This window comes from Paraglaciecola mesophila KMM 241 (assembly GCF_000315015.1).
GTDB classification, from domain to species: Bacteria; Pseudomonadota; Gammaproteobacteria; order Enterobacterales; family Alteromonadaceae; genus Paraglaciecola; species Paraglaciecola mesophila.
In genome coordinates this window covers 56,029-76,918 of the sequence record NZ_BAEP01000041.1, presented here as the reverse complement: position 1 = coordinate 76,918, position 20,890 = coordinate 56,029, and the positions used below count along the sequence as shown (strand labels likewise).

Annotated in this window: 19 protein-coding genes; 4 read left to right on the top strand and 15 right to left on the bottom strand. The window is 44.7% G+C overall.

What is annotated here, in order from left to right:
- Window positions 1-58: 58 nt before the first annotated feature.
- Complete coding sequence (locus GMES_RS09610; RefSeq protein ID WP_006992467.1) at window positions 59-1,510, bottom strand: phosphohexomutase domain-containing protein; 1,452 nt, start codon at window positions 1,508-1,510, stop codon at window positions 59-61.
- A gap of 28 nt (window positions 1,511-1,538) precedes the next feature.
- Window positions 1,539-2,960 (bottom strand): mannose-1-phosphate guanylyltransferase/mannose-6-phosphate isomerase, encoded by a 1,422-nt coding sequence (locus GMES_RS09605; RefSeq protein WP_006992466.1) that lies wholly within the window; start codon window positions 2,958-2,960, stop codon window positions 1,539-1,541.
- A gap of 284 nt (window positions 2,961-3,244) precedes the next feature.
- On the opposite strand from GMES_RS09605, the gene tcdA reads away from it, so the two are divergent.
- Window positions 3,245-4,036, top strand: a complete 792-nt coding sequence (tcdA, locus tag GMES_RS09600) for a tRNA cyclic N6-threonylcarbamoyladenosine(37) synthase TcdA (RefSeq protein ID WP_006992464.1) — start codon at window positions 3,245-3,247, stop codon at window positions 4,034-4,036.
- 24 nt (window positions 4,037-4,060) lie between these two features.
- Here the strand turns inward: tcdA and GMES_RS09595 are convergent, their stop codons facing one another.
- Window positions 4,061-4,741 (bottom strand): hypothetical protein, encoded by a 681-nt coding sequence (locus GMES_RS09595; RefSeq protein WP_006992463.1) that lies wholly within the window; start codon window positions 4,739-4,741, stop codon window positions 4,061-4,063.
- 124 nt (window positions 4,742-4,865) lie between these two features.
- Here GMES_RS09595 and GMES_RS09590 point away from each other — a divergent pair, with 124 nt between their 5' ends.
- Both GMES_RS09590 and GMES_RS09585 read left to right on the top strand, forming a co-directional pair.
- Window positions 4,866-5,807: a LysR family transcriptional regulator gene (locus GMES_RS09590; protein ID WP_006992462.1), complete on the top strand. Its 942-nt coding sequence runs from the start codon at window positions 4,866-4,868 to the stop codon at window positions 5,805-5,807.
- 23 nt (window positions 5,808-5,830) lie between these two features.
- The gene (locus GMES_RS09585; protein ID WP_006992461.1) at window positions 5,831-6,244 is read left to right on the top strand and encodes a hypothetical protein; all 414 of its coding nucleotides are present in this window, start codon (window positions 5,831-5,833) and stop codon (window positions 6,242-6,244) included.
- Between the two features lie 174 nt (window positions 6,245-6,418).
- On the opposite strand, the gene GMES_RS09580 is transcribed toward GMES_RS09585, so the two are convergent.
- The 9 genes from GMES_RS09580 to GMES_RS09540 form a co-directional block, all read right to left on the bottom strand.
- Entirely contained in the window at window positions 6,419-6,919 is a 501-nt protein-coding gene (locus GMES_RS09580) for a DUF2919 family protein (RefSeq protein WP_006992460.1), read from the bottom strand.
- A 19-nt stretch (window positions 6,920-6,938) separates the two neighbouring features.
- Complete coding sequence (locus tag GMES_RS09575) at window positions 6,939-7,367, bottom strand: GNAT family N-acetyltransferase (RefSeq protein ID WP_006992459.1); 429 nt, start codon at window positions 7,365-7,367, stop codon at window positions 6,939-6,941.
- Window positions 7,368-7,371: 4 nt separating this feature from the next.
- The gene (locus tag GMES_RS09570) at window positions 7,372-9,150 is read right to left on the bottom strand and encodes a GGDEF domain-containing protein (protein WP_006992458.1); all 1,779 of its coding nucleotides are present in this window, start codon (window positions 9,148-9,150) and stop codon (window positions 7,372-7,374) included.
- A gap of 158 nt (window positions 9,151-9,308) precedes the next feature.
- Window positions 9,309-10,307, bottom strand: a complete 999-nt coding sequence (locus GMES_RS09565; RefSeq protein ID WP_006992457.1) for a D-cysteine desulfhydrase family protein — start codon at window positions 10,305-10,307, stop codon at window positions 9,309-9,311.
- 57 nt (window positions 10,308-10,364) lie between these two features.
- The gene (gene kdsB, locus GMES_RS09560) at window positions 10,365-11,129 is read right to left on the bottom strand and encodes a 3-deoxy-manno-octulosonate cytidylyltransferase (protein ID WP_006992456.1); all 765 of its coding nucleotides are present in this window, start codon (window positions 11,127-11,129) and stop codon (window positions 10,365-10,367) included.
- A 12-nt stretch (window positions 11,130-11,141) separates the two neighbouring features.
- A complete protein-coding gene (locus tag GMES_RS09555; RefSeq protein WP_006992455.1) occupies window positions 11,142-11,345 on the bottom strand; it encodes a Trm112 family protein in 204 nt (67 codons plus the stop codon).
- A gap of 8 nt (window positions 11,346-11,353) precedes the next feature.
- Window positions 11,354-12,337: a tetraacyldisaccharide 4'-kinase gene (lpxK, locus tag GMES_RS09550; RefSeq protein WP_039987078.1), complete on the bottom strand. Its 984-nt coding sequence runs from the start codon at window positions 12,335-12,337 to the stop codon at window positions 11,354-11,356.
- The gene (gene msbA / locus GMES_RS09545; RefSeq protein WP_006992452.1) at window positions 12,334-14,091 is read right to left on the bottom strand and encodes a lipid A export permease/ATP-binding protein MsbA; all 1,758 of its coding nucleotides are present in this window, start codon (window positions 14,089-14,091) and stop codon (window positions 12,334-12,336) included. Before msbA ends, lpxK begins: the two co-directional genes overlap by 4 nt.
- A 95-nt stretch (window positions 14,092-14,186) precedes the next feature.
- Window positions 14,187-16,475, bottom strand: coding sequence for a DNA internalization-related competence protein ComEC/Rec2 (locus GMES_RS09540; protein WP_052013404.1), 2,289 nt, complete (start codon window positions 16,473-16,475; stop codon window positions 14,187-14,189).
- A gap of 49 nt (window positions 16,476-16,524) precedes the next feature.
- Here GMES_RS09540 and GMES_RS09535 point away from each other — a divergent pair, with 49 nt between their 5' ends.
- Window positions 16,525-17,067 (top strand): DUF2062 domain-containing protein, encoded by a 543-nt coding sequence (locus GMES_RS09535; protein WP_006992450.1) that lies wholly within the window; start codon window positions 16,525-16,527, stop codon window positions 17,065-17,067.
- Between the two features lie 60 nt (window positions 17,068-17,127).
- Here the strand turns inward: GMES_RS09535 and GMES_RS09530 are convergent, their stop codons facing one another.
- The 3 genes from GMES_RS09530 to zipA are packed head-to-tail and all read right to left on the bottom strand — an operon-like array spanning window position 17,128 to window position 20,870.
- Window positions 17,128-17,466 carry a DUF3392 domain-containing protein gene (locus GMES_RS09530; protein WP_006992449.1) on the bottom strand — a complete coding sequence of 113 codons (339 nt, stop codon included), beginning with the start codon at window positions 17,464-17,466 and terminating at the stop codon, window positions 17,128-17,130.
- 3 nt (window positions 17,467-17,469) lie between these two features.
- A complete protein-coding gene (gene ligA / locus GMES_RS09525; protein WP_006992448.1) occupies window positions 17,470-19,503 on the bottom strand; it encodes an NAD-dependent DNA ligase LigA in 2,034 nt (677 codons plus the stop codon).
- Between the two features lie 50 nt (window positions 19,504-19,553).
- Window positions 19,554-20,870: a cell division protein ZipA gene (zipA, locus tag GMES_RS09520; protein WP_006992447.1), complete on the bottom strand. Its 1,317-nt coding sequence runs from the start codon at window positions 20,868-20,870 to the stop codon at window positions 19,554-19,556.
- Between the last annotated feature and the right edge of the window lie 20 nt (window positions 20,871-20,890).

Below are 20,890 nucleotides of genomic sequence, written 5' to 3'. Positions count from 1 at the left end.
AATTGGCGCTATTTTTTTATCTGGTATTAGGCAATAACGTAATTATTGCCTGTTATTTTTAATGCTTTTTCAATATGTCTAATAACTCTTTAGTTTTAGCTTGCATAAGTGGTATGTCACCTCGTGACTCTACATTGAGTCTTACAACAGGTTCCGTATTCGACTTACGTAAGTTGAAGCGCCACTTATCAAACTCTAAACCAATGCCATCTGTGTAATCCACCACATTTGCTTTGCTTTCATAAGCCTGCAAAATTTTCGCGATAGACGCATCTGGGTCTTCCAAGGTAGAGTTAATTTCGCCTGATGATGGGAAGGCAGCAATACGTTGAGCGACCATTTCTGACAGAGGTTTATTTTGTAAACACAGCAATTCAGCGACCAATAACCAAGGGATCATACCTGAGTCACAATAGGCGAAATCACGGAAATAATGATGAGCACTCATCTCTCCGCCATATACGGCATCGTCTGCACGCATACGCTCTTTGATAAATGCGTGACCTGTTTTACTCTTAATCGGCACTCCACCTGCACTCTTAACGATGTCTTCGGTATTCCAATAAACGCGAGGATCATAAATAATTTTGGCCCCAGGGTCTTTTTCTAAAAAGGCTTGGGCTAACAAACCAACGATGTAATACCCTTCAACGAACTCACCTTTTTCATCGAATAAAAAACAACGGTCAAAATCGCCATCCCATGCTATTCCCATATTTGCCTGATTCTGGATAACTGCATTTGCAGTATCCGCGCGGCTCTCTGGTAACAAAGGATTCGGTATACCGTTTGGAAAATGTCCATCAGGTTGGTGGTGAATTTTTATAAATTCGATGGGCACACCTTTTTGTAAAAAGGCAGATTCTATTGCATCCAAGGCTTTACCCGCTGCCCCATTGCCCGCATTTACCACCAATTTAAGCGGTGAGAAATTATCGCTGTTTACATAGCTTTGCATATGTTCAACATAAGCATCCATGATAGAGATGACTTTATATTGACCACTTGCCTGTAATTTTTCAGTGGAAACGCTAGACTCCCCCTGAATGAATTCATCATCAGTTACAAATGCTGTTGAATACTGCTTAAGACCAGTCCCTACTTCGCTTTCACTGAAACTTTCAGCTAAGGCTTGTACTGCGAACAACCCCGTATCTCCGCTAACCGGGCGCGAGCCCTCTTTTACAAGCTTCATTCCGTTGTAATCTATGGGGTTGTGACTCGCTGTCACTTCTACGCCGCCATCAACACCAAGATGTTTAGTGGCAAAATAAATTTCCTCGGTGCCAGTCATGCCTAAATCGCTAACAGTGGCACCACCATCTATCAAACCCGCTGACAGAGCCAATTTTAATGGCTCGGAAGTAAGACGTACGTCTCCCCCGACCACGACAGTTTTAGCACTAAAGTGCTGAGCAAACGCCCGCCCTATACGATAAGCAATGCGCTCATCTAGCTGTTCAATCAGCTTACCGCGAATGTCGTAGGCTTTAAAACAGGTAATCTTCATTTCATCAAATCCTCGTCACTCATTATTCTTATTTAGACTCAACGCGACCGTAGCGATCAGAAAAACGCACGATATCGTCTTCGCCCAAGTAGGTACCTGATTGCACTTCAATAAGCTCTAAAGGAATTTTCCCTGGATTTTCTAATGCGTGAATAACGCCAACTGGGATATAAGTTGATTGGTTTTCGCATAACAGTAAGGTTTCTTCACCATTTGTGACCTTGGCCGTACCTGCCACTACGATCCAGTGCTCTGCTCTGTGATGATGCATTTGCACGGAAAGCTTTTCTCCCGGTTTAACCGTAATACGCTTCACTTGAAAACGTTCACCGTTATCGATTGAGTCGTAGCTACCCCAAGGACGGAATACTTCACGGTGGAATTCGAACTCTGGGCGTTTTTCCGCTTTAAGTTTATTCACCACATTTTTAATATTTTGTACTTTATCTTTGTGGGCAACCAAAACCGCATCTTTGGTCTCAACCACAACGACATCATCTAAGCCAACCACCGAAATAAGGCGCTGCTCAGCGTTAATGTAACTGTTGTGAACGTCATCTAATATCGCATCACCGATGATCACGTTTTGATTTTCATCTTTTTCTTTTGCTGTTTCCCATAAGGAAGACCAACTACCCACGTCGCTCCAACCTGCATCTAATGGCACAACAGCGGCTGCATCAGTCTTTTCCATTACAGCGTAATCGATAGAATCATCAGGGCAAGTAGCAAATATATCGGCATCAACCCGCACAAATTCTAAATCTGGGGCTTCTGTCGCAATCGCACGTTTACAAATATCCAACATGTCGGGGGCGTACTTTTCGAGTTCTTCTAGATAACGGCTCGCTTTGAATAAAAACATACCGCTGTTCCAGAAATAGTTACCTGAGTCTACATATTGCTGCGCCGTAGCCAAATCAGGTTTCTCAACAAACTCTGCCACATCAAAGCCCACTTCAGCTTGCGCTACTTTTGCACCACTACGAATGTAGCCGTAACCTACATGCGCGCTGTCTGGCACTATGCCGAATGTGACTAACTTACCCTGCTCTGCCAGCACTTCGGCTTGGGCAATGGCTTTATGAAACGCTTCGTTATCATTGATCAAATGATCCGCAGCAAGTACCAGCAAGGTTGGGTCTTCACCGCTTAGTGAGGCATGTAACGCAGCGAGTGCAATCGCAGGAGCGGTATTGCGCCCCATAGGCTCTAATAAAATGCCACCATGTTCTATGTTTTGCTGACGTAACTGCTCAGCGACAAGAAAGCGATGAGAGTCATTACAAATGACGATAGGTTGCTCTGCTTGAGTACCCTCTAAGCGCGCAACGGTATCTTGCAACATCGTCAAATTCGACGTTAAGCGTAAAAACTGCTTAGGCAATGCCGCACGAGATTTTGGCCATAAACGGCTTCCGCTACCACCGGCTAAAACGACTGGTTTCATTTCACTTTCCTTTTCAATTAACTTTCATTATTTACGGCTAATATTTTGTGCTGGAATACTATTAAAAGCCCGTGATTAATTCAACGTACATGGCGTTTATATGCTTAAAAAACCACGTTTTTTAACGTTTATTAAGCGTTGCACACAGCAATTATCAAAATACCAGGCTAAGAACGAAGCTGACCACTTGCAAAAAGCGTACCTTACCCTGATATAATACCCACTAGATATTAATATACGATTACGTTTTTATACTCTCAGTCAATTAGCATGGGTCGAATAGCATGAGTCAATTTTCACAACGCTTCGGCGGTACACAGCGTTTATACGGCATAAATGAAACAGACACTCTACGTGCGTCCCATGTATGTATTGTTGGCATTGGTGGTGTCGGCTCTTGGGTAGCAGAAGCGTTAGCACGCAGCGCGATAGGTCATATAACGTTAATCGACTTGGATGATATTTGCGTTACCAACACCAACCGGCAAATTCACGCTTTGCAAAGTACTATTGGCGAGGCAAAAGTCGATGCCATGCGTGAGCGTATTTTACAAATTAATCCTGACTGTAAGGTCGATGTTATCGAGGATTTCGTTACTCCAGATAATGCCAAGGAACTCCTTAACAAACATATGGACTACGTGGTCGAGGCCACAGATAGCGTTAAGGCGAAAGCCGCAATGATTGCCCACTGTAAACGCAATAAAATCCCTATCATCACAATAGGCGGAGCCGGTGGTCAAATTGATCCTACGCAAATAGCGGTAGCTGACTTGGCAAAAACCATTCAAGACCCATTAGCCGCTAAGCTGCGCTACATATTGCGTAAAGAATATGGTTTCACCACCAATTCGAAAAGGCGTTTTGCCATCGATTGCGTCTTCTCTACAGAACAGTTGCGTTATCCTCAAGAGGATGGCTCTGTATGCCAAACAAAAAATTTAGCCGATGGTAGCGTCAAACTTGACTGCAACAACGGTTTTGGTGCATCAGTAGCAGTAACGGCTTCATTTGGCTTTATTGCAGCGGCCCGAGTGATGAAAAAAATCCTAGATAAAGCGAGTCAGACCGTCTAGCGTTCCTTTTATCGCGCAAAAAAATTACATATTTGCTCTATATTTCTTATAGTCAAGGTACCCACTTATTAACAACCAAATTGAAATGGCGGTTATTAAAAAAACCGTATTTTCAGCAAGTTGCAGTACCTCCTCACTGAGAAAAGATGTGGCAAAAATCAATAACAAGTAATAAGGTAAATTCAGTAAGCCTGCAAACCAAACCACTTTGAGCGGTCTATTTTGTTCACCCTGTTTGAACATGTAAAAAGCTAACGAATTAATATGGATCATAGCAATCAACAAGTATTTAATGGAAAACTCATCGGTTTCTTCGTAATCTTCTTGCTGTGCGCCGTCTTTTTGTAGGCTCTTTTTTGCATTATTGGATTTTGCGAGTCGATGACCAAGGCAATAGTTAATGCCAGACCCCAACGTTGCCGCGACCACCATACACAAGGTCAAATACACGATATCTTGCCACTGCGGCTTGGCCAACACCACAAGCAGCACCGCGAAAAACTGGCCAGGAAAATAGAAACCTACATACACTATCGATTCAGCTAAAATAATAATCAAAATCAACGCGTATAAATATCCAGCAAAAGCGATTTTAAGCTCTTCAAGTATCGTTATGCCAGAGGGCATAATGTTTAGATGTATGAGTAACGAAAAAACACTGATCGACAATAAAGCAGAAATCGGTAACAAAGAGTGATAGCGCATAAGATTGAAGTTGAGTAAATAATGAGTAATTTACGCTAAATCAGAGATTTAAGATCAACTTGAGTTGTTTTTAAAAGCAACAGCCCCTAGCATAGCGTTATCCTTTCGAAAAAATAGAAACCTAATGTATCGTGCAAAAACGACTCTAGAGCAATGGCGAATACTGCAAGCCGTTGTCGACCATGGTGGCTATGCTCACGCGGCGGCTCATTTAAATAAAAGCCAGTCGTCTTTGAATCATGCGGTTGCTAAGCTTCAAGACCAACTTAATGTAAAGCTGCTTGAGGTTAAAGGGCGAAAAGCATTCCTTACCGAAGCGGGTGAAGTCATGCTGCGTCGCTCTCGTCATCTAACTCAAAACGTGCAAGATTTAGAAGAATTAGCCGCGAACATCAACCAAGATTGGGAGCCTGAAATTACTATTGCTGTAGACTTAGCATACCCAAAGAAGCTCCTTTATCCGGCTTTGAAATCATTTTATCCAGAGAGCCGAGGCAGCCGGTTGCGTATTATCGAAACAGTATTAACCGGTACAGAAGAAGCGATTACCCAGGCCTGGGCTGACATAGTGATATCTCCCCTAATGCCCAGAGGTTTTTTAGGTGAGCCGATTGCGGAATGTTCGTTACATCCCGTTTGTCACCCCGAGCATCAACTTGCAGCGCTTGATGGCCCCGTCGAATTAAATGACTTACAGCAACATCTTCAACTCGTCATTAAAGATACATCCAACACCCCAAGCGAAAAACAAGGTTGGTTAAAATCAGAACAGCGTTGGACGGTCAGCACCTTTGAAACGGCAATTGATTTATTATTGCAAAATATAGGCTTTTGCTGGCTGCCAGATTTTATCATCGAGGATTTAATTGCTTCGAAATCGCTTCACCGTTTACCCATAAAAGGCAGTAGCTTGCGGCCGCTGATTTGTTATGTGGTCAAACCTAAACCAGACTCTTGTGGGCCAGGCACACATTTACTTTATCAAACACTCATTCAACAAAGCACTTTTAATAGCTTTTACAATAGCTCGCTCAGTGACTCTTACACTAACTCGTATAAAGAATAATAACGTCAATATTGGAGACCAAGATGCAAATGACCCAAGAAGAACTCACCCAACTTATGATAGATAGCGCGCAAAATGCTATTGAAACGACCGAGCAAGAGTTCGGCATTATCTTAGACGAAACCGAACAAAGTCTGTCTTTAGTAGATGATGTTATTTTGAGTTGGCTTGGCAAGTATGAATCTCAAGCATTAGAAGATAGCGCCGTATTCACTATTTGTAATATATATGGGGCTTATGTCGGCGAGTTATTTCGCCATAAAGTCGGCGGCTTCTGGAAGTACGATGAATCCGATAAGCGCGCGCCCTACGTCGTGCTGGAATACGCTGGAAACACCTACGCATTCGCAGGGATCTGTTACCAACGCCTAGTCAATGATAGTCAGGTCAGCGTGAAGAACTATTTCGAACAAGCTGTCGCTAATAACGTTCAATAATGTGTTAATACGCTGCTTCGTCGCACGCCCGGCGAAGCAGTTATGCACATTGGGAAAATAGAGATGAAAAAGAGGAGAAGTTGAAGTGATCGAATCAAGGTTCTCGTTCGGTTACCCTTTCCCTGGGTAGGTATTTATTGAAGCGCAACCGACGAGAAAATGGTAATTGCTTTATTATCCTGATTGCTCTTTTGGAGCCGCTCCCTCCTCCGCCTTCAGCCAGTCACGCGTTAACAATGTTAAATGCCGGTTTTTTTTGACCCAGTAAAGATAAATACAATCTAGCAACAGGGTTAACGCAATAAGCCAAGAAAAGCCCCAGTTTTGTTTAGCGGCCATAAAAACGTGAAAGCCGATATCAACAAGCAGACTAAAGAGCATAAAGGGCTTGATAAAACGAAAGGACAAACGTGCTCTGGTGTCCCATAGTTTAGTACGAAAACTGATCAGTAAAACAACCAGAAACCCGGGTAAAGCAATCAACAAACTAGAATAGAAATAGCTATTGTGCGGATAAAATAGAGCTAACAATGCTCCGCTATCTTGACGAAACGTTAGTGAAGCGACGAACACCCATATAGGGCGACAAATATAAAACAAACACCACAAAATGGATTTTGATGGCTTAACGCGCCCAGCGTCATCGTAATATTTTAATGGTAACAGTAATCGCATAAATCGAGTCGTTTACACGTTAAAGTGATTTAGCAAAGTGATGGCTGGAAATAACAAATCCTGAACGTAAGTAAAACTTGTGGGCTTGAAAACGCTGTACACCCGAGTCAAGATGGATTTGCGCGCAGTCCATTGTTTTCGCGTGATCTTCTAACCAGTTCAGCATCGCAAACCCTATACCTTTGGAACGGGCATCTTCATCAGTGACTAAATCGTCGATGTACAAATGCTTACCCCAAGCAAGCTTGTGCCCTATGCGAAAACCAGCAAGACCAATGACTTGATCGCTACATTTGGCTTGCAGTATTTGAAATCCGTCGTCCTTTTGCACGCTAACATGTTCGATAAACTGCGCTTCACCGAGATGCGGTCGCAGCTGACGCATAAGCGAAAAACATTCGTTTACCTGCGTTTTCGTTGTCACAAGGCTAAGTGTTAAATCTACCATAGAGCTATTCTTTTGGGGCAACAAAGGAGTCGCGCATATCTGACAGCACATCTTCAATATCAGACAGGCCCTCAACAGATAGATACACGCTCATTTGGCTCTCAATGGACACCTTTTCTCCTACCGTTGCAATAAACTGGGTGTCCGCGAGTCCGTTTTGTACACGTTCGAAGAACTCCCGCGCCAGAGACTCATTAATACTGCGTAGGCAAACAACGAACTGCTCACTGCCAACCCGCCCGACTATGTCTTCTTCTCTTGTGACTTTATGTAAGCATTCAGAAACTGCAGTCAGCGCTCTCTCTTCTGCAATATGCCCGTATTTTTGTTTTACCGTTCGAGCATTGCTAATATCGATGAGCGCTAGCGCGTTGGTACGGCCGTCTTGTGCCGTCGGTAAACGGCGCATAATGGCAATCACTGCTCTTTCATTCAATAAACCGGTCAACGCATCAGTACTCACGCGTTTTATGTAGCGTTTTACCACAAAGAAATACACACCCGCTAACAGCAGAATAAACGCTAAGCTCAACAACACAATCGAGCGGTATTTTTGCGCCTCTTGCTGTTCTAGTTCACTTTCTAATGAGGTAATTTGACCATGAAGATTCGCTACACCTAATACGCGTCCCGAATGTTGTTGGTCCAATATTTGCTGATTACTCACCTGTGCATAGCGCCTAAAAGTTCTTTGTGCTTGTTTTAGATTACCTGTGTAAAAATACGCATGGGTCATAACCCAAAGGTAGTCTCTTTTTGCCAAGAATTTTTTGTGCTCACTGTTACTTAACGCTTCTTGTTCGGCTAGAAAACTCTGCACACATTGTGCGTCGTCATCGTGTATACACAATGCAATAGCATATAGCTTTGCATTACGATGAATGATTTTGCTGCTCACTTTAGGTAGGTAGAAATGTAACTTCAGCAGGCTATTACGCAGATTCTCATATTCTTCTATTCGAAAGTAATAGCGACTCTCTGCGTAGTGTAACCAAGTATTCGTTAACGGCGTGTTCACACCCAAATTTGCCTTTCGAAATATCTCAATGTTTTCTTTCGCCGCGACAAAATCACCACTGGCCATATTGGCACTGATTGCGCTAATCAGCGTCGCTAATTGGTTGCTGGTTTCATACACTTCAAGCCCCATATGGTAGGACTTTAAATATTGTTCAGCGGCTAATTCGTTTTGCCCTATACTGCCGTAAAGCAACCCAATATTATTATGAATATGAGCGATAGCGGCCACGTCACCAATTTCTAAAAACTGTTCTAGCAACGCATACAATTTACCCAGTTTGACCGAGATGTCGGTGTTATGTTGGTTACATACGGTAATTAAGCCCAATTGTGCGCTCAAATAAATATCAGAGAATCGGTCTCGAGCGAGATCTTGTGCTTCAGCATAATAATTACAGCGTTGGGGGTTTTCCTGTACATCAAGAATGAAACCGGCCTGATATACTGCCCCGGCATACAAAGCACTACTTTTACTAACAGCTTCATCGTCGAGCAAGGCGTCCAAAATATCTTGCGCCTGACTGTATTGACCTACACAAATCAATGAATGAGACTTTATCAAACTTAGTCGATCTTTTTGCCTCTTGGCTAAATCATCGCTGGCTAAGTAACTATTCAAGGTTGGGGTAATGTTGCTTTTAGGGCAATCATAGGTCGCTGCTTGCCCCGCAATAATGAATTTTTCTACTTCTTCATTATGATCCGCATAAGCGTAAGACGCACACAGCCAAAACAAGACGTTTATCGCCAACAACGCTTTCACAACATCACCATACTCTTATACTAAAGGAGGGGGTAAACCATAGTGTTTCAGAAAAATTTTATCCAGTATTAAATGCCCGCAACTGCACAGAAATCGTGCAATTGAGGGATAAACTTGCCCTACATCACGTTTAACCTGGGAAATCGTTGAAAATTCAATCAACTTAGTTGTAATGCATCGGCATAAGCAAAGATGGCAGGCGCCCCACCAGTGTGCCAAAAAAGCACATTACTGCTTGAAGCAAACCGACCTTGACGTATCATGTCAATTAATCCGCCCATCGCCCGCCCAGTGTATACAGGGTCTAATAATATCCCTTCAAATTGGGCGCACAAAGATATCGCTTCCCGCTCTAAATTGCCCACCACGCCATACCCTTGGCCAATGTAATCATCAATTAACTGCACATCGTCTATTGTACCATCGTACTGAATCGAGAGTGTTTGAGCGGTATCCTCGATCAGCGTGTGCAGCTGAGATTTAAAGGTATCTTTACCTTGCTCATCTTTATCAATATTAATTCCAATAATATTGCTGTTGGTATTACACAGCGCTTTTCCAAGCACTAATCCGCAATGAGTCGCCCCCGAGCTCGACGCGAAGACAATATCCGAAAATTCAAGTAGCTGACTACTAGCGTGACACTGCTGTTGTAACTCTTTAAAGGCGTCGATAAACCCTGCTGAACCTATGGTATTAGAGCCCCCATAAGGCACAACATAAGGCCTCTTCCCTTGATTTTGCAAAGTACTTACAATATTAGGAATATCTTCTCCTTTACGCTTCTCTCCTGCCCAGTGAATACGTGCACCAAATAGCTGGTCAAGAAGTAGGTTTCCATTCGCGCTACTTGGGGCCTGCCCGCCCAAGACCAAATGGCATTCTAGGCCCAAGGTAGCGGCTGCCGCGGCAGTCTGCCTGCAATGATTTGACTGAGCCGCGCCTGCGGTAATGATACAATCACAGCCCTTGGCTAGCCCATCAGCCAATAGATATTCGAGTTTTCGGGTTTTGTTGCCCCCAAGCGCTAAACCGGTAAGGTCATCACGCTTGATATAAATCTGCGGGCCTCCAAGGTGGGCTGATAAACGGGCTAATTTATGAATGGGCGTAGGGAAAACACCCAATTCTATTTTTTTAAGGGCGCTTAAGGGCATTCCGGCTCTCCACCAGTGTGAATAAAATACACCACCACTTGATGCTGTGCTTGTGCGTTAAAATTTAAGGGAAGGATCAGCAAGAATGCGCTTCAGATCGTCTGGGGTATCAATGCCAGCAGGCGGCGTTTTACGCGCGATATCAACATGAATTTTCTCACCGTGCCACAACACACGTAATTGCTCTAATGATTCGATTTGCTCTAATCCTGACGGGGACATATTCACATATTGTTTTATAAAACCCGCACGATAGGCATAAATCCCCACATGGCGCAGGTAATAATCACCGATTTCATCAATGATATCTTCATCCAAAAAGCGCGCCCTATCATAGGGTATCGTCGCCCGCGTGAAATACATGGCATAACCTTGCTTGTCTAACACGACTTTGACGGCATTGGGGTTAAACGCTTCTTCTACATCGACTATTTTAACGGCCAAAGTGGCCATTTCAGCTTGTTGATGATGATGTAGGTTTTCTGCCACTTGTTGAATATTTTCAGCAGGAATAAACGGCTCATCACCTTGCACATTAACCACAATTTCCTGAGACAGCATGTCCTGCATTTCCACCACTTCAGCCAATCTCTCGGTGCCAGACTCATGGTGAGCCCCAGTCATGCAATATTTTCCCCCAAAATCACTCACTGCTTTGGCGATGCGGGCATCATCAGTCGCTACAATCACATTTGATGCACCTGATTCAATAGCGCGTTGATAAACATGTTGCACCATCGGCTTACCATTTATCTCGACCAGAGGCTTACCCGGAAAACGAGTGGAGGCGTAACGTGCAGGAATGATAACGTTGAAGTTCATATGGCGGCCTTACTATTTGATTTTTTCTAGTTCTTCGCTTGATAGCACCAGAGCTTCTGTTTCAAGCAACACTGGGATATTTTGCTCGATTGGATATGCTAAACGATCGAAACGACATACCAAGCGTTCATTACCATTGCTATCTTTGTTTAAAATAAGCGTACCTTTGCATACAGGACAGGCTACGATTTCCAGTAATTTTTTATCAAACGCCATCTTTTATCTCACTTTACGTTGCGTAATTTCATTAATAATTGTTGTTCAAACTCGCCATCAAGATTGGCATCCACCGGTAAATACCACCAATCATCATGGGCGAATGCACGGCATTTGACCGCGTCCTTCTCTGTCATTAACACCCGCTCTTTAGGTAAATCACTTGCTTGAAACGCGTGGTGATCCACAAAGCTCAAACAGCTTTTAAGCTTCACCTTGTGCTGCTCTAATAACGTATAAAATCGTTCAGGGTGACCGATACCTGCCGCTGCAATTACCGGATCCTCCAGCTCACTTAGCGCTAAGTGCTGAGTTGGGTTATTAAGGTTAACCAACTCACCCGGCGCTAATGACATTAGCCATTCACCACTATGCGCGTCTTGACCATTGACCACAACAAAGTCTACTTCCTGTAAGCGAGCGGTAGACTCTCGCAACGGCCCCGATGGCAGCAAAAAATGGTTTCCCGTACGTCTTTTAGCGTCCATCACCACAATTTCGATATCTCGTTGCAGCGCATAATGCTGCAAGCCGTCATCACAAATAATGACGTCGCAATCGTGCTCTTCAACTAAACACTGGGCGCCGCGTCCGCGATTGGGATCAACCACCATAGGGCATTGAATGCGGTGGCGCATCAATACTGGCTCGTCACCAACTTCGCTTGGTTGACTATTGCTTGTCACCGCGCAAGGATAATCACTGCTGTTACCGCCGTACCCTCTGCTAAGCACTCCAGGGCGATACCCATTTGTGTGTAAAAACTGGGCTAAATGCACAACAAGAGGCGTTTTACCATTGCCCCCCACACTGATATTACCCACGATGATTACTGGTGCAGACACCTTGACTGAGCTTTTCAAGCCAGTTGAAAACGCCCATCTTCTAACCTTAGATATCAGCCAGAAGAGTGCCGTCAGTGGCATTAATATCAGAATGCTCGGCCATTGGTACCAAGGTTGCTGATACCAAACACGCTCTATCCATCTCACGGGTCAATTTGCCCGTCACCGAATTGTAATTTGTGTAACTGAGCATAAGCGCCATCTTCGGATAATAACGAAGCATGGTCTCCCTGCTCGAGAATACGCCCTCTTTCGATAACCAATATCTGATCGGCACTTTCAATGGTCGATAAACGATGGGCCACAACAATACTGGTACGATCTTGCTGCAGTGTTTCAAGGGCATCTTGAATCAATCGCTCTGACTCCGTATCAAGTGCCGATGTGGCCTCATCAAGAATAAGCACAGGTGCATCAAGCAGTACAGCACGGGCAATGGCTAAACGTTGACGTTGTCCGCCAGAAAGCATCAAGCCATTTTCGCCGATGAGTGTTTCCATGCCGTTGGGTAACTGCTCAATAAATTCTAAAGCGTGGGCAGTTTTCGCTGCTGCCAACACTTGCTCCGGGGTGACGCGCCCTTCTGAGCCGTAGGCAATATTATTAGCAATCGTATCGTTAAAAAGTGTGACGTGCTGAGACACTAAAGCAAACTGGCGGCGTAAGTCCTTCAGTTTAAAATCTTGTAACGGCACATCGTCGAGCAAAATAGTCCCTTGCTGCGCATCATAAAAGCGAGTTAATAGGCTCGATATGGTTGATTTACCGCTACCAGAACGCCCTACCAGAGCAAAGGTTTTTCCTGGCTCTACCGTAAATGACATATCTGATAACGCGGCCTCTTCTTTATTGGGGTAATGAAAGGTCACGTCTCTAAACTCTAATTTGCCCTTGGCTTTGTCTAGTACTTTGCTGCCAGTGTCTTTTTCGATGGCGTTGTCCAGCACTGAAAAGATACTTACGCAAGCAGCCATGCCTTTTTGAAACTCACTATTTACCGTGGTGAGCTGTTTCAACGGTTTAAGTAGCATGGTCATAGCCACCACGACGGTTACAAACGTTCCAGGGGTTAAATCAGTGATGAAATTAGGTTTACTAGAGATGTATAACACGACGGCAAGTGCAACAGAGGCAATCACTTGAATCGATGACACACTGAGGATTTGCGCAATCACCAGCTTCATATTCTGCTGGCGATTATTGTTATTCTTTTTAGCGAAACGCGAGGCTTCCAAATCTTGCCCGCCAAACATCAATACCACTTTGTGGCCCTTAATAATTTGCTCCGCAGAGGAGGTTAAGTTCCCCATCGCTTGCTGAATGTTTTTACTTACCAGGCGAAATCGCTTGCTCACAATAGATACAATCATGGCCACAAGCGGGCCAATCAGAATAAAAACTACTGACAACTGCCAAGAATGATAGAACATCCAAAATAACAAGCCAAAGACCAACGCCCCTTCTCTTACAAGGGTTAGAAACGCCTTGCCAGCCGCGCCTGCTACTTGCTCGGTATCGTAAATTACTTTTGAGATAAGTTGCCCCGAAGGGTGATGATCATGAAACTCAACAGGCAAATGCATGTACTGATGAAACAATTGCTCGCGCATTTTCATCACCACCTGGCTTGATATCCAAGACAAGGTATAGGTACCCATAAAATTAAATATGCCACGGGCGATAAAAACGGGGATAACAAAATAAGCGGCTAAGCGCAGATAATCGTAATCCCACTTTCCCCCATTGCCATCAATAATAGGTTGCAGCAAGGAGATAACATAAGCATCGATCAGGGAATACCCGACCATGCCAATAATCGCTACACCAAAGGCAAGCTTGAAGTCTTTGAGGTAAACGGCGAAGCGTTTGAACACATTTTGCGTTGGTAAAGTATGAGTCATGAAGGCGTTAGAATTCGGCTTAGTTAAGGTTACACTGGGATATTGTAACTGTTGAGGTGAAAATCCCCAACTATCAATTATTTAATGCTCAGTTTTCAATCAATTGACCGGTTTGCATACCAGTATGGGTAGATATTCTGGCGAAATGTGCTCACTTGAGCTCTACTGTCGTTAATGCTTATCTGAACCTGCCCATGCTTTGATGTGCGATACAGCTGTGCATCTGTCTGTTGATACCGCTCTACCACGGCTGTTTTTGGGAAACCCCACCGATTCATGAACCCTTGACTGAACACGACAAAGTCGGGCTTTACCGTATCAATAAATACCATAGAGGAGGAGGTATTACTGCCATGATGTGGGGCGATTAACACATTCGATTGTAAAGCTGTGCCGTAACGGGCTATTAATTTTGCCTCTACAGAGGCGTCTATATCACCGGTTAACAGCAGACTAAAATCGCCGTTGCTGACTCGCAGCACGCAGGAGCTATTGTTATCGCTATACAAACTCGGGTCGTCTGGCCACAAGGCTTTGACACTTAGTCCTTGCCACGTAAGCTGCCAATTTTGCCTACACAGGTCTTTGGTGGTGAACAGGGACTTAACCGCCATTTTCTTACGTAGCGCGGGCAAACTCCCACTATGATCATTATCAAAATGACTCACCACAAGCGCACTAATTTCACGCAAGCCATTACTTCGAAGAAAAGGTAGCAACACGCTATCCGCCATATTGAAACCACTGGGGTATGCGGCTCCTACGTCGTAAACCAATGCTTTATTATCTTTAAGCACTACAACCGATAACCCTTGCCCCACGTCCATCACATTGATTTGCCAGTCGCGTTTAACAGGGTTGAGCCCATACGTTAGTAATGGTACACAAAGGATTAGCGCTAGCAGGCGCGATATTAGCCCCCTTGGTAGTAAAAAGATTAACGCAGCAATAGTAAAACAGATCCACACAATCCCGGGGATGGCTTGAATGCTAAATGCGGCTCCAGACCAACTCCCCATTAAACTGAGTTTATCCAGTAAAAACTGTAAACCCACATCAACCAAGGTAAATACATCTTGCCAGTATGGTATGGATAGCAACATCATTATCACCCCTAGCAAACACATAGGCACAATGACCAGTGTCACAATAGGCACCGCCAATAAATTGATGACAGGCGCAGCGACCGATACAAATGAGAACTGCCACGCCACCAAAGGTAGCATTAAGAGACTCAGGGCCAGCTGTAAGCGGCACATACTTGCAAACCAAGTTTTAATCGAAAACCCTTGATGCCGCACCGGCCAGCGCCAAAATACAAAGCCGATAATTGAAACGGCTCCGAAACTCAGCCAGAAGCTTTGACCAAATAGACTCAAAGGAAAAAGCACAATAAATGCGCTCACTCCTACCAACAAAATTCGTCTAAACCCCCAATGGGTGCAACTAAAAACAAGCAGGCCCGTAAGCGCCAGCATCAACCATGCCCTTAGTGCAGGTAAACCAAAGCCCGCTAAATAGGCATAACCTAATGTGGCAATAAGGGTGATACCGACGCTGATAAAATAGAAGTTAGCGTTTTGGCCCTTAATTAACACTCGGTAACAAAAAAGTAAGACGCTGGCGATAAGCAGATAACAAAGACTGCCTACAAGGGCCAGATGTAGGCCCGATATCGCTATCAAATGAGCGATACCTGTGCGCTGTACCAAAGACCAATCATCAGGGGCCAGAAGCCCCCTATGCCCCAATGAAAGCGCTGCAATCCAAGGCGTTGTATCCAGTTTTAAAGCCACAATGCCGTCTAGCAGACGTTGGCGGACAGAATAGTCAGATTTAACTAGGCTGTTGTTTTGATTAGCTTTTACATAGCCCGTTGCTACAATACTTTGACTAAACAGCCACTGCTGGTAATGAAAACCACCTTGATTAGCCAACCCATGAGGAGGCTTTAACTTAACCCATAGTTGAACCAACTGCCCTTGTTTTAAAGGCCATGTTGGCTGTTTCCAACTGAGCCGGATCAACACATCCTTGATTAACTTTCTGTCTTCAATACTGGATATTTTGAGGTTAAATCGTGCGCTATTTTCGTCATCGATTAAACTTTTCACCTGCCCTTTAACCCACACTCCTTGGGTAAAATCCCTTGCTGGTAGTTGCCAAGTTTGCTGCCAATGCCCTACACTTGCCATCCAAAAAATGCCGAGCACAAAGCAGCAACTTACAGATTTTATAGTCAAAAGGGTTGAATTACGCCCGGGTAATCGCCAAAGCAGTATGGCAAGCGTTAGAATTATTGGTAGAATGGCAAGCGCAGGCAGAGACAACCAGAAAAGCGCGGATATGCTTGCTGCAATAAAACTGAAAAGTCTTCCGTCCATAGTGCTAAGCACATCCTGTAGATCACTTCTCAACACATTATAGGGAATCATGCTGAAAAAGTTCATTAAACGCTTTTTACCGGACCATCATAAGATTAAAAAGCAAAAAGCATTGAAGATATTCGGTTCCTTGTTGCACGACCCAAATCTTTGGCATCTTAATCGTCGTTCAGCATCTGGCGCATTTGGTCTAGGTCTTTTTTTCGCGTTTTGGCCGGTACCATTTCAGATGTGGCTATCCGCCGGAGCAGCCATTCCACTCAGGGTTAACCTACCGCTCTCAGTAGCCACTGTGTGGATCACCAACCCTTTCACTATGCCGCCGATTTTTTATGGGGCGTACTTAGTTGGTGCGACGATTTTAGGCACTGATACGCAAGCGTTTCATTTCCAATTAAGTTGGGATTGGGTAGTGCAAAGCTTAGAGACCATTGGGCCGGCGTTTCTGCTTGGCTGTGGCGTGTGCTCAATCGTATTTGGTTTAGCGGGTTTCTTCGGTTTAAATTATATTTGGCGCTGGTCTGTGGTGAAAGCATGGCAGGTTCGCCAAGCGAAATACGCTGCGAAGCAAGCAAAAGTGAAACAACCTTAATAAAGCAAAAAACCAGCCTAATTAGGCTGGTTTCAATCCAATAGACTGGCGCAGGTAGCACTATATATAACGTCTGTGCTCAGCTAAATACCCCAGCATTAAGAATAGGCTTACAATACATAACCCGCGATACATACTGGGTATCATCATCAAGGTTAATTTTACGTGCGGCGTGGTAAAAATCACCAACGCCCCATAACCAAACGCACAAATAAGCACGAACACTGATGTGCGAATAATGAAGTGATATGGCGATAAAATATGTTTGACTTTTTTGTTCAGTATATCCCCATAAATCACCAATACTGTCGCCACAATCGTCATCGCAATTTCATTGTAATATGGGCTTAGCCAGCGGGTTAATGTCGCTAACGCATCAAAGATAAACGATGTGTCCATAACTTAACCTTCAAGTTGGGCGAACATGGCCAACATTTCATCTTCGCTCATGACTTTCACCCCCAAATCTTGAGCTTTAGTTAACTTAGAGCCGGCCTTTTCACCAGCCACTAAGCAATCGGTTTTAGCCGATACACTGCCTGATACCTTTGCTCCTAAGCTCTGCAATTTCGCTTTAGCTGTGTTTCGGTCCATCACATTTAACGTTCCGGTGAGAACATATACCTGCCCTGCTAGCGGCAATTCATCTAATGCTAGCTTTTCGATTTTTGGCCAATGTACACCGGCATCCAGCAGTGCACTAATCACTTCAAGATTGTGCTCCTCTTTGAAAAAGTTAAACACGTGCTGAGCCACAATAACACCCACATCTGACACTGCCTGTAGCGCTTCGAGATCTGCTTGCTCAATAGCCTCTAACGTTAGAAAGTGTTGCGCCAAATTCTGCGCTGTCGCCTCACCTACTTCACGAATGCCTAAAGAATATAAGAATTTTGCTAACGTGGTTTTTTTGCTTTTTTCTAAGGAGTTAACTAAATTTACTGCCGATTTTTCGCCCATTCGCTCCATACTTGATAATGGCGCGATATCCAGAGCAAAAAAATCAGCTGGACTTTTGACCATTTCAGCGTCGACTAATTGCTCAATTAATTTATCCCCGAGGCCATCCACATCAAGCGCTTTGCGTGATGCAAAATGCTTCATGGCTTCTTTACGCTGAGCCTTACAGTATAAGCCTCCCGTGCAGCGAGCCACGGCTTCTCCCTCAAGTTTTTCAATCGCTGAATCACATACGGGGCAACTTTCAGGGAATAAAATGTCTTTAGCGTCATCTGGGCGCTTATCTGCCACTATGGCGACTATTTGCGGGATGACATCTCCTGCTCGGCGGATAATGACGCTATCACCAATCTTGATACCTAAACGATTGATTTCATCTTGATTGTGCAGCGTAGCGTTAGAGACCGTCACGCCCCCAACAAACGTCGGTTCAAGTCTTGCTACTGGCGTGATAGCACCGGTTCTGCCGACTTGAAACTCAACGTCAAGCAAGGTGCTCATCTCCTCTTGTGCAGGAAACTTATGGGCTATCGCCCAGCGCGGCGCACGAGCAACAAAACCCAGCTCTTGCTGCATGGCAATATTATCAACTTTGAACACCACGCCGTCTATGTCATAGCTTAGCTGGCTTCGCAGCTCTCCAATCTTATGAAAATAGGTTAAGCACTGTGTTGCGCCCTGCGCCACCTCAAGCTCCTTACTCAAAGGTAGGCCCCATTCGCTTAACTGGGCTAAGCGCGATGAATGCGTTTCGCCCAAAGGTTGTTGTTCGTTTTCGACTAAACCCAGTGAGTAACTGTAAAAGAGCAAAGGTCGTGCTGCGGTGATCTTTGGATCAAGCTGACGCAAACTTCCAGCAGCAGCATTTCTTGGGTTAACAAACGGTTTTTTGCCCTTTTTAATCTGAGCTTCATTTAAAGTAACGAAGCCTGCTCGGGTCATGATGACTTCACCGCGCACTTCTAATCGGCTCGGGAAGTTCTCCCCTCGCAAGCGCAAGGGCACGTTAGCAATAGTACGTACATTAGTCGTGATGTTTTCACCTACTCGACCATCGCCCCGCGTGGCAGCTCGAACTAACTGACCGTTTTCGTACAAAATACTCACCGCTAGGCCATCGAGCTTCGGCTCGCAGCTGAAACTGATTTCAGTGCTTATCTTTAAACGATCTTTGATGCGCTTTTCAAACGCCTGCATATCACCTTCATCGAACGCATTATCAAGAGACAACATGGGTACTTCGTGCTCGACCTGCTCGAACGCGCTAAGGGCAGCACCGCCCACTTTTTGCGAGGGAGAATCCGGGCTGCGGAGATCTGGGTGGTCATTTTCAATATCCAGCAATTCACGCATTAAGCGGTCATATTCGGCATCGGGCACTGAGGGGTTGTCCTGCACGTAGTACTGGTAATTGTACTCATTGATGGTGTTGATAATTTGCGTCAGCCTTTGAGCAGGCGACAAAGCATTAGACATATGATGTTCCAAGATATTCAAAGAAAACAGGGAGCAGGCGCTCCCCAAAATTAACGGTGTATCATTCTCTTACGTTCGAATTCACGGATGCGTTCGACGTATTGCTGTAACCCTTGCTTGGTTAACATACTGCGGCGGCCATCCAGTATTTGGCCGTTAAATTCATCGGCAATTTTGCGCGTGGCATTGTGCATCATATTGAAAACTTGATGGGGGTCGCCCTCAATGGGCAAAATCATAAACAGCGTGATGCCCTGAGTGGTAAAGTTCTCTAAATTATCGATGTCAAACACCCCGGGCTTGAACATATTAGCCAAGCTAAACAATACTGGCCCTTTACCGTTGGCATTGACATGGCGATGAAAAATATCCTGATCGCCAAATTTAAAGCCCAATGTCAGCAACATAGGCAACAAGGTTGCACCTTGAATGGGCGCGTCTTCTGCTGTTTTTACATTTAATACCAACACTTCTTGTGGCTGCTCTTGCGTTTTTTCCCCAGTGTCACTTTTCTGAGGCTCGTCAACATGATGGCCGTTGCTTTGTTGCTGCTCGTCAAAATCAATGTTCAACTGATCTTCAGCGAACTTGGGCTCTTTACGCTTACGACTCGCAACTTCGTTTTTTCGCGTGTGCATGACTTTTTGTGTTACTTGTGAATCAAGCTGCGGTTGCTGATTTTCTCTGCTCACGGCGGGCGAATCAGTAGAAGCTTGAGCAGCATCATTGGCCTTAAGCAGAAAAGTAGGTGGTTCAGGGATATCACTCGCTTGCTTTGCACTAGCACTGGTGTAGTGATTATTCTGAGGAGTGTATTCAGGCTTTGGTTGCGTTACTACTGAAGCATACACTTTGCCAGGAGTAACCGGTGGCTTTGGCGCCTCGTTTTTATCGGCTAAGTCTGGGTTTTCAACGTCGGTTTCATCGTTTGTAGACCCATTATCGTCTACTTTTTCTTGCTGAACTTCACTATCGAACGCCAAATCATCATCGGCATAACTAGCCAGCGTATCGTCGGCGATTTCGCCTAGATCATCCTTAGCGTGATGTGTGTTGCTCTGTTCAACAGGGACCTTAGCGCTACTACTGACCACACGCACAGGACCCACACCGAGATCGTCAAAGTCACTTTGAAAATCACCTGCTCCTAATGCGTTATTCTCAGCATCGGCGCTGTCATCATCTAGTGAAAACTGAGGCTCAGCCCCCTCATCACCTTTGACTCCGCGACGATGTCCGGCTTCAAACTTCGCCTTCGATTTTGTCTTGCCCGACGACTTGCGAGATACCCATAAGCCATGAATTAATACCCCAGCAATTGCCACGGTACCTACTATAAATAACGTCCAGCGTAATACATCTTCCATCGAATTAACTCATACCCTTT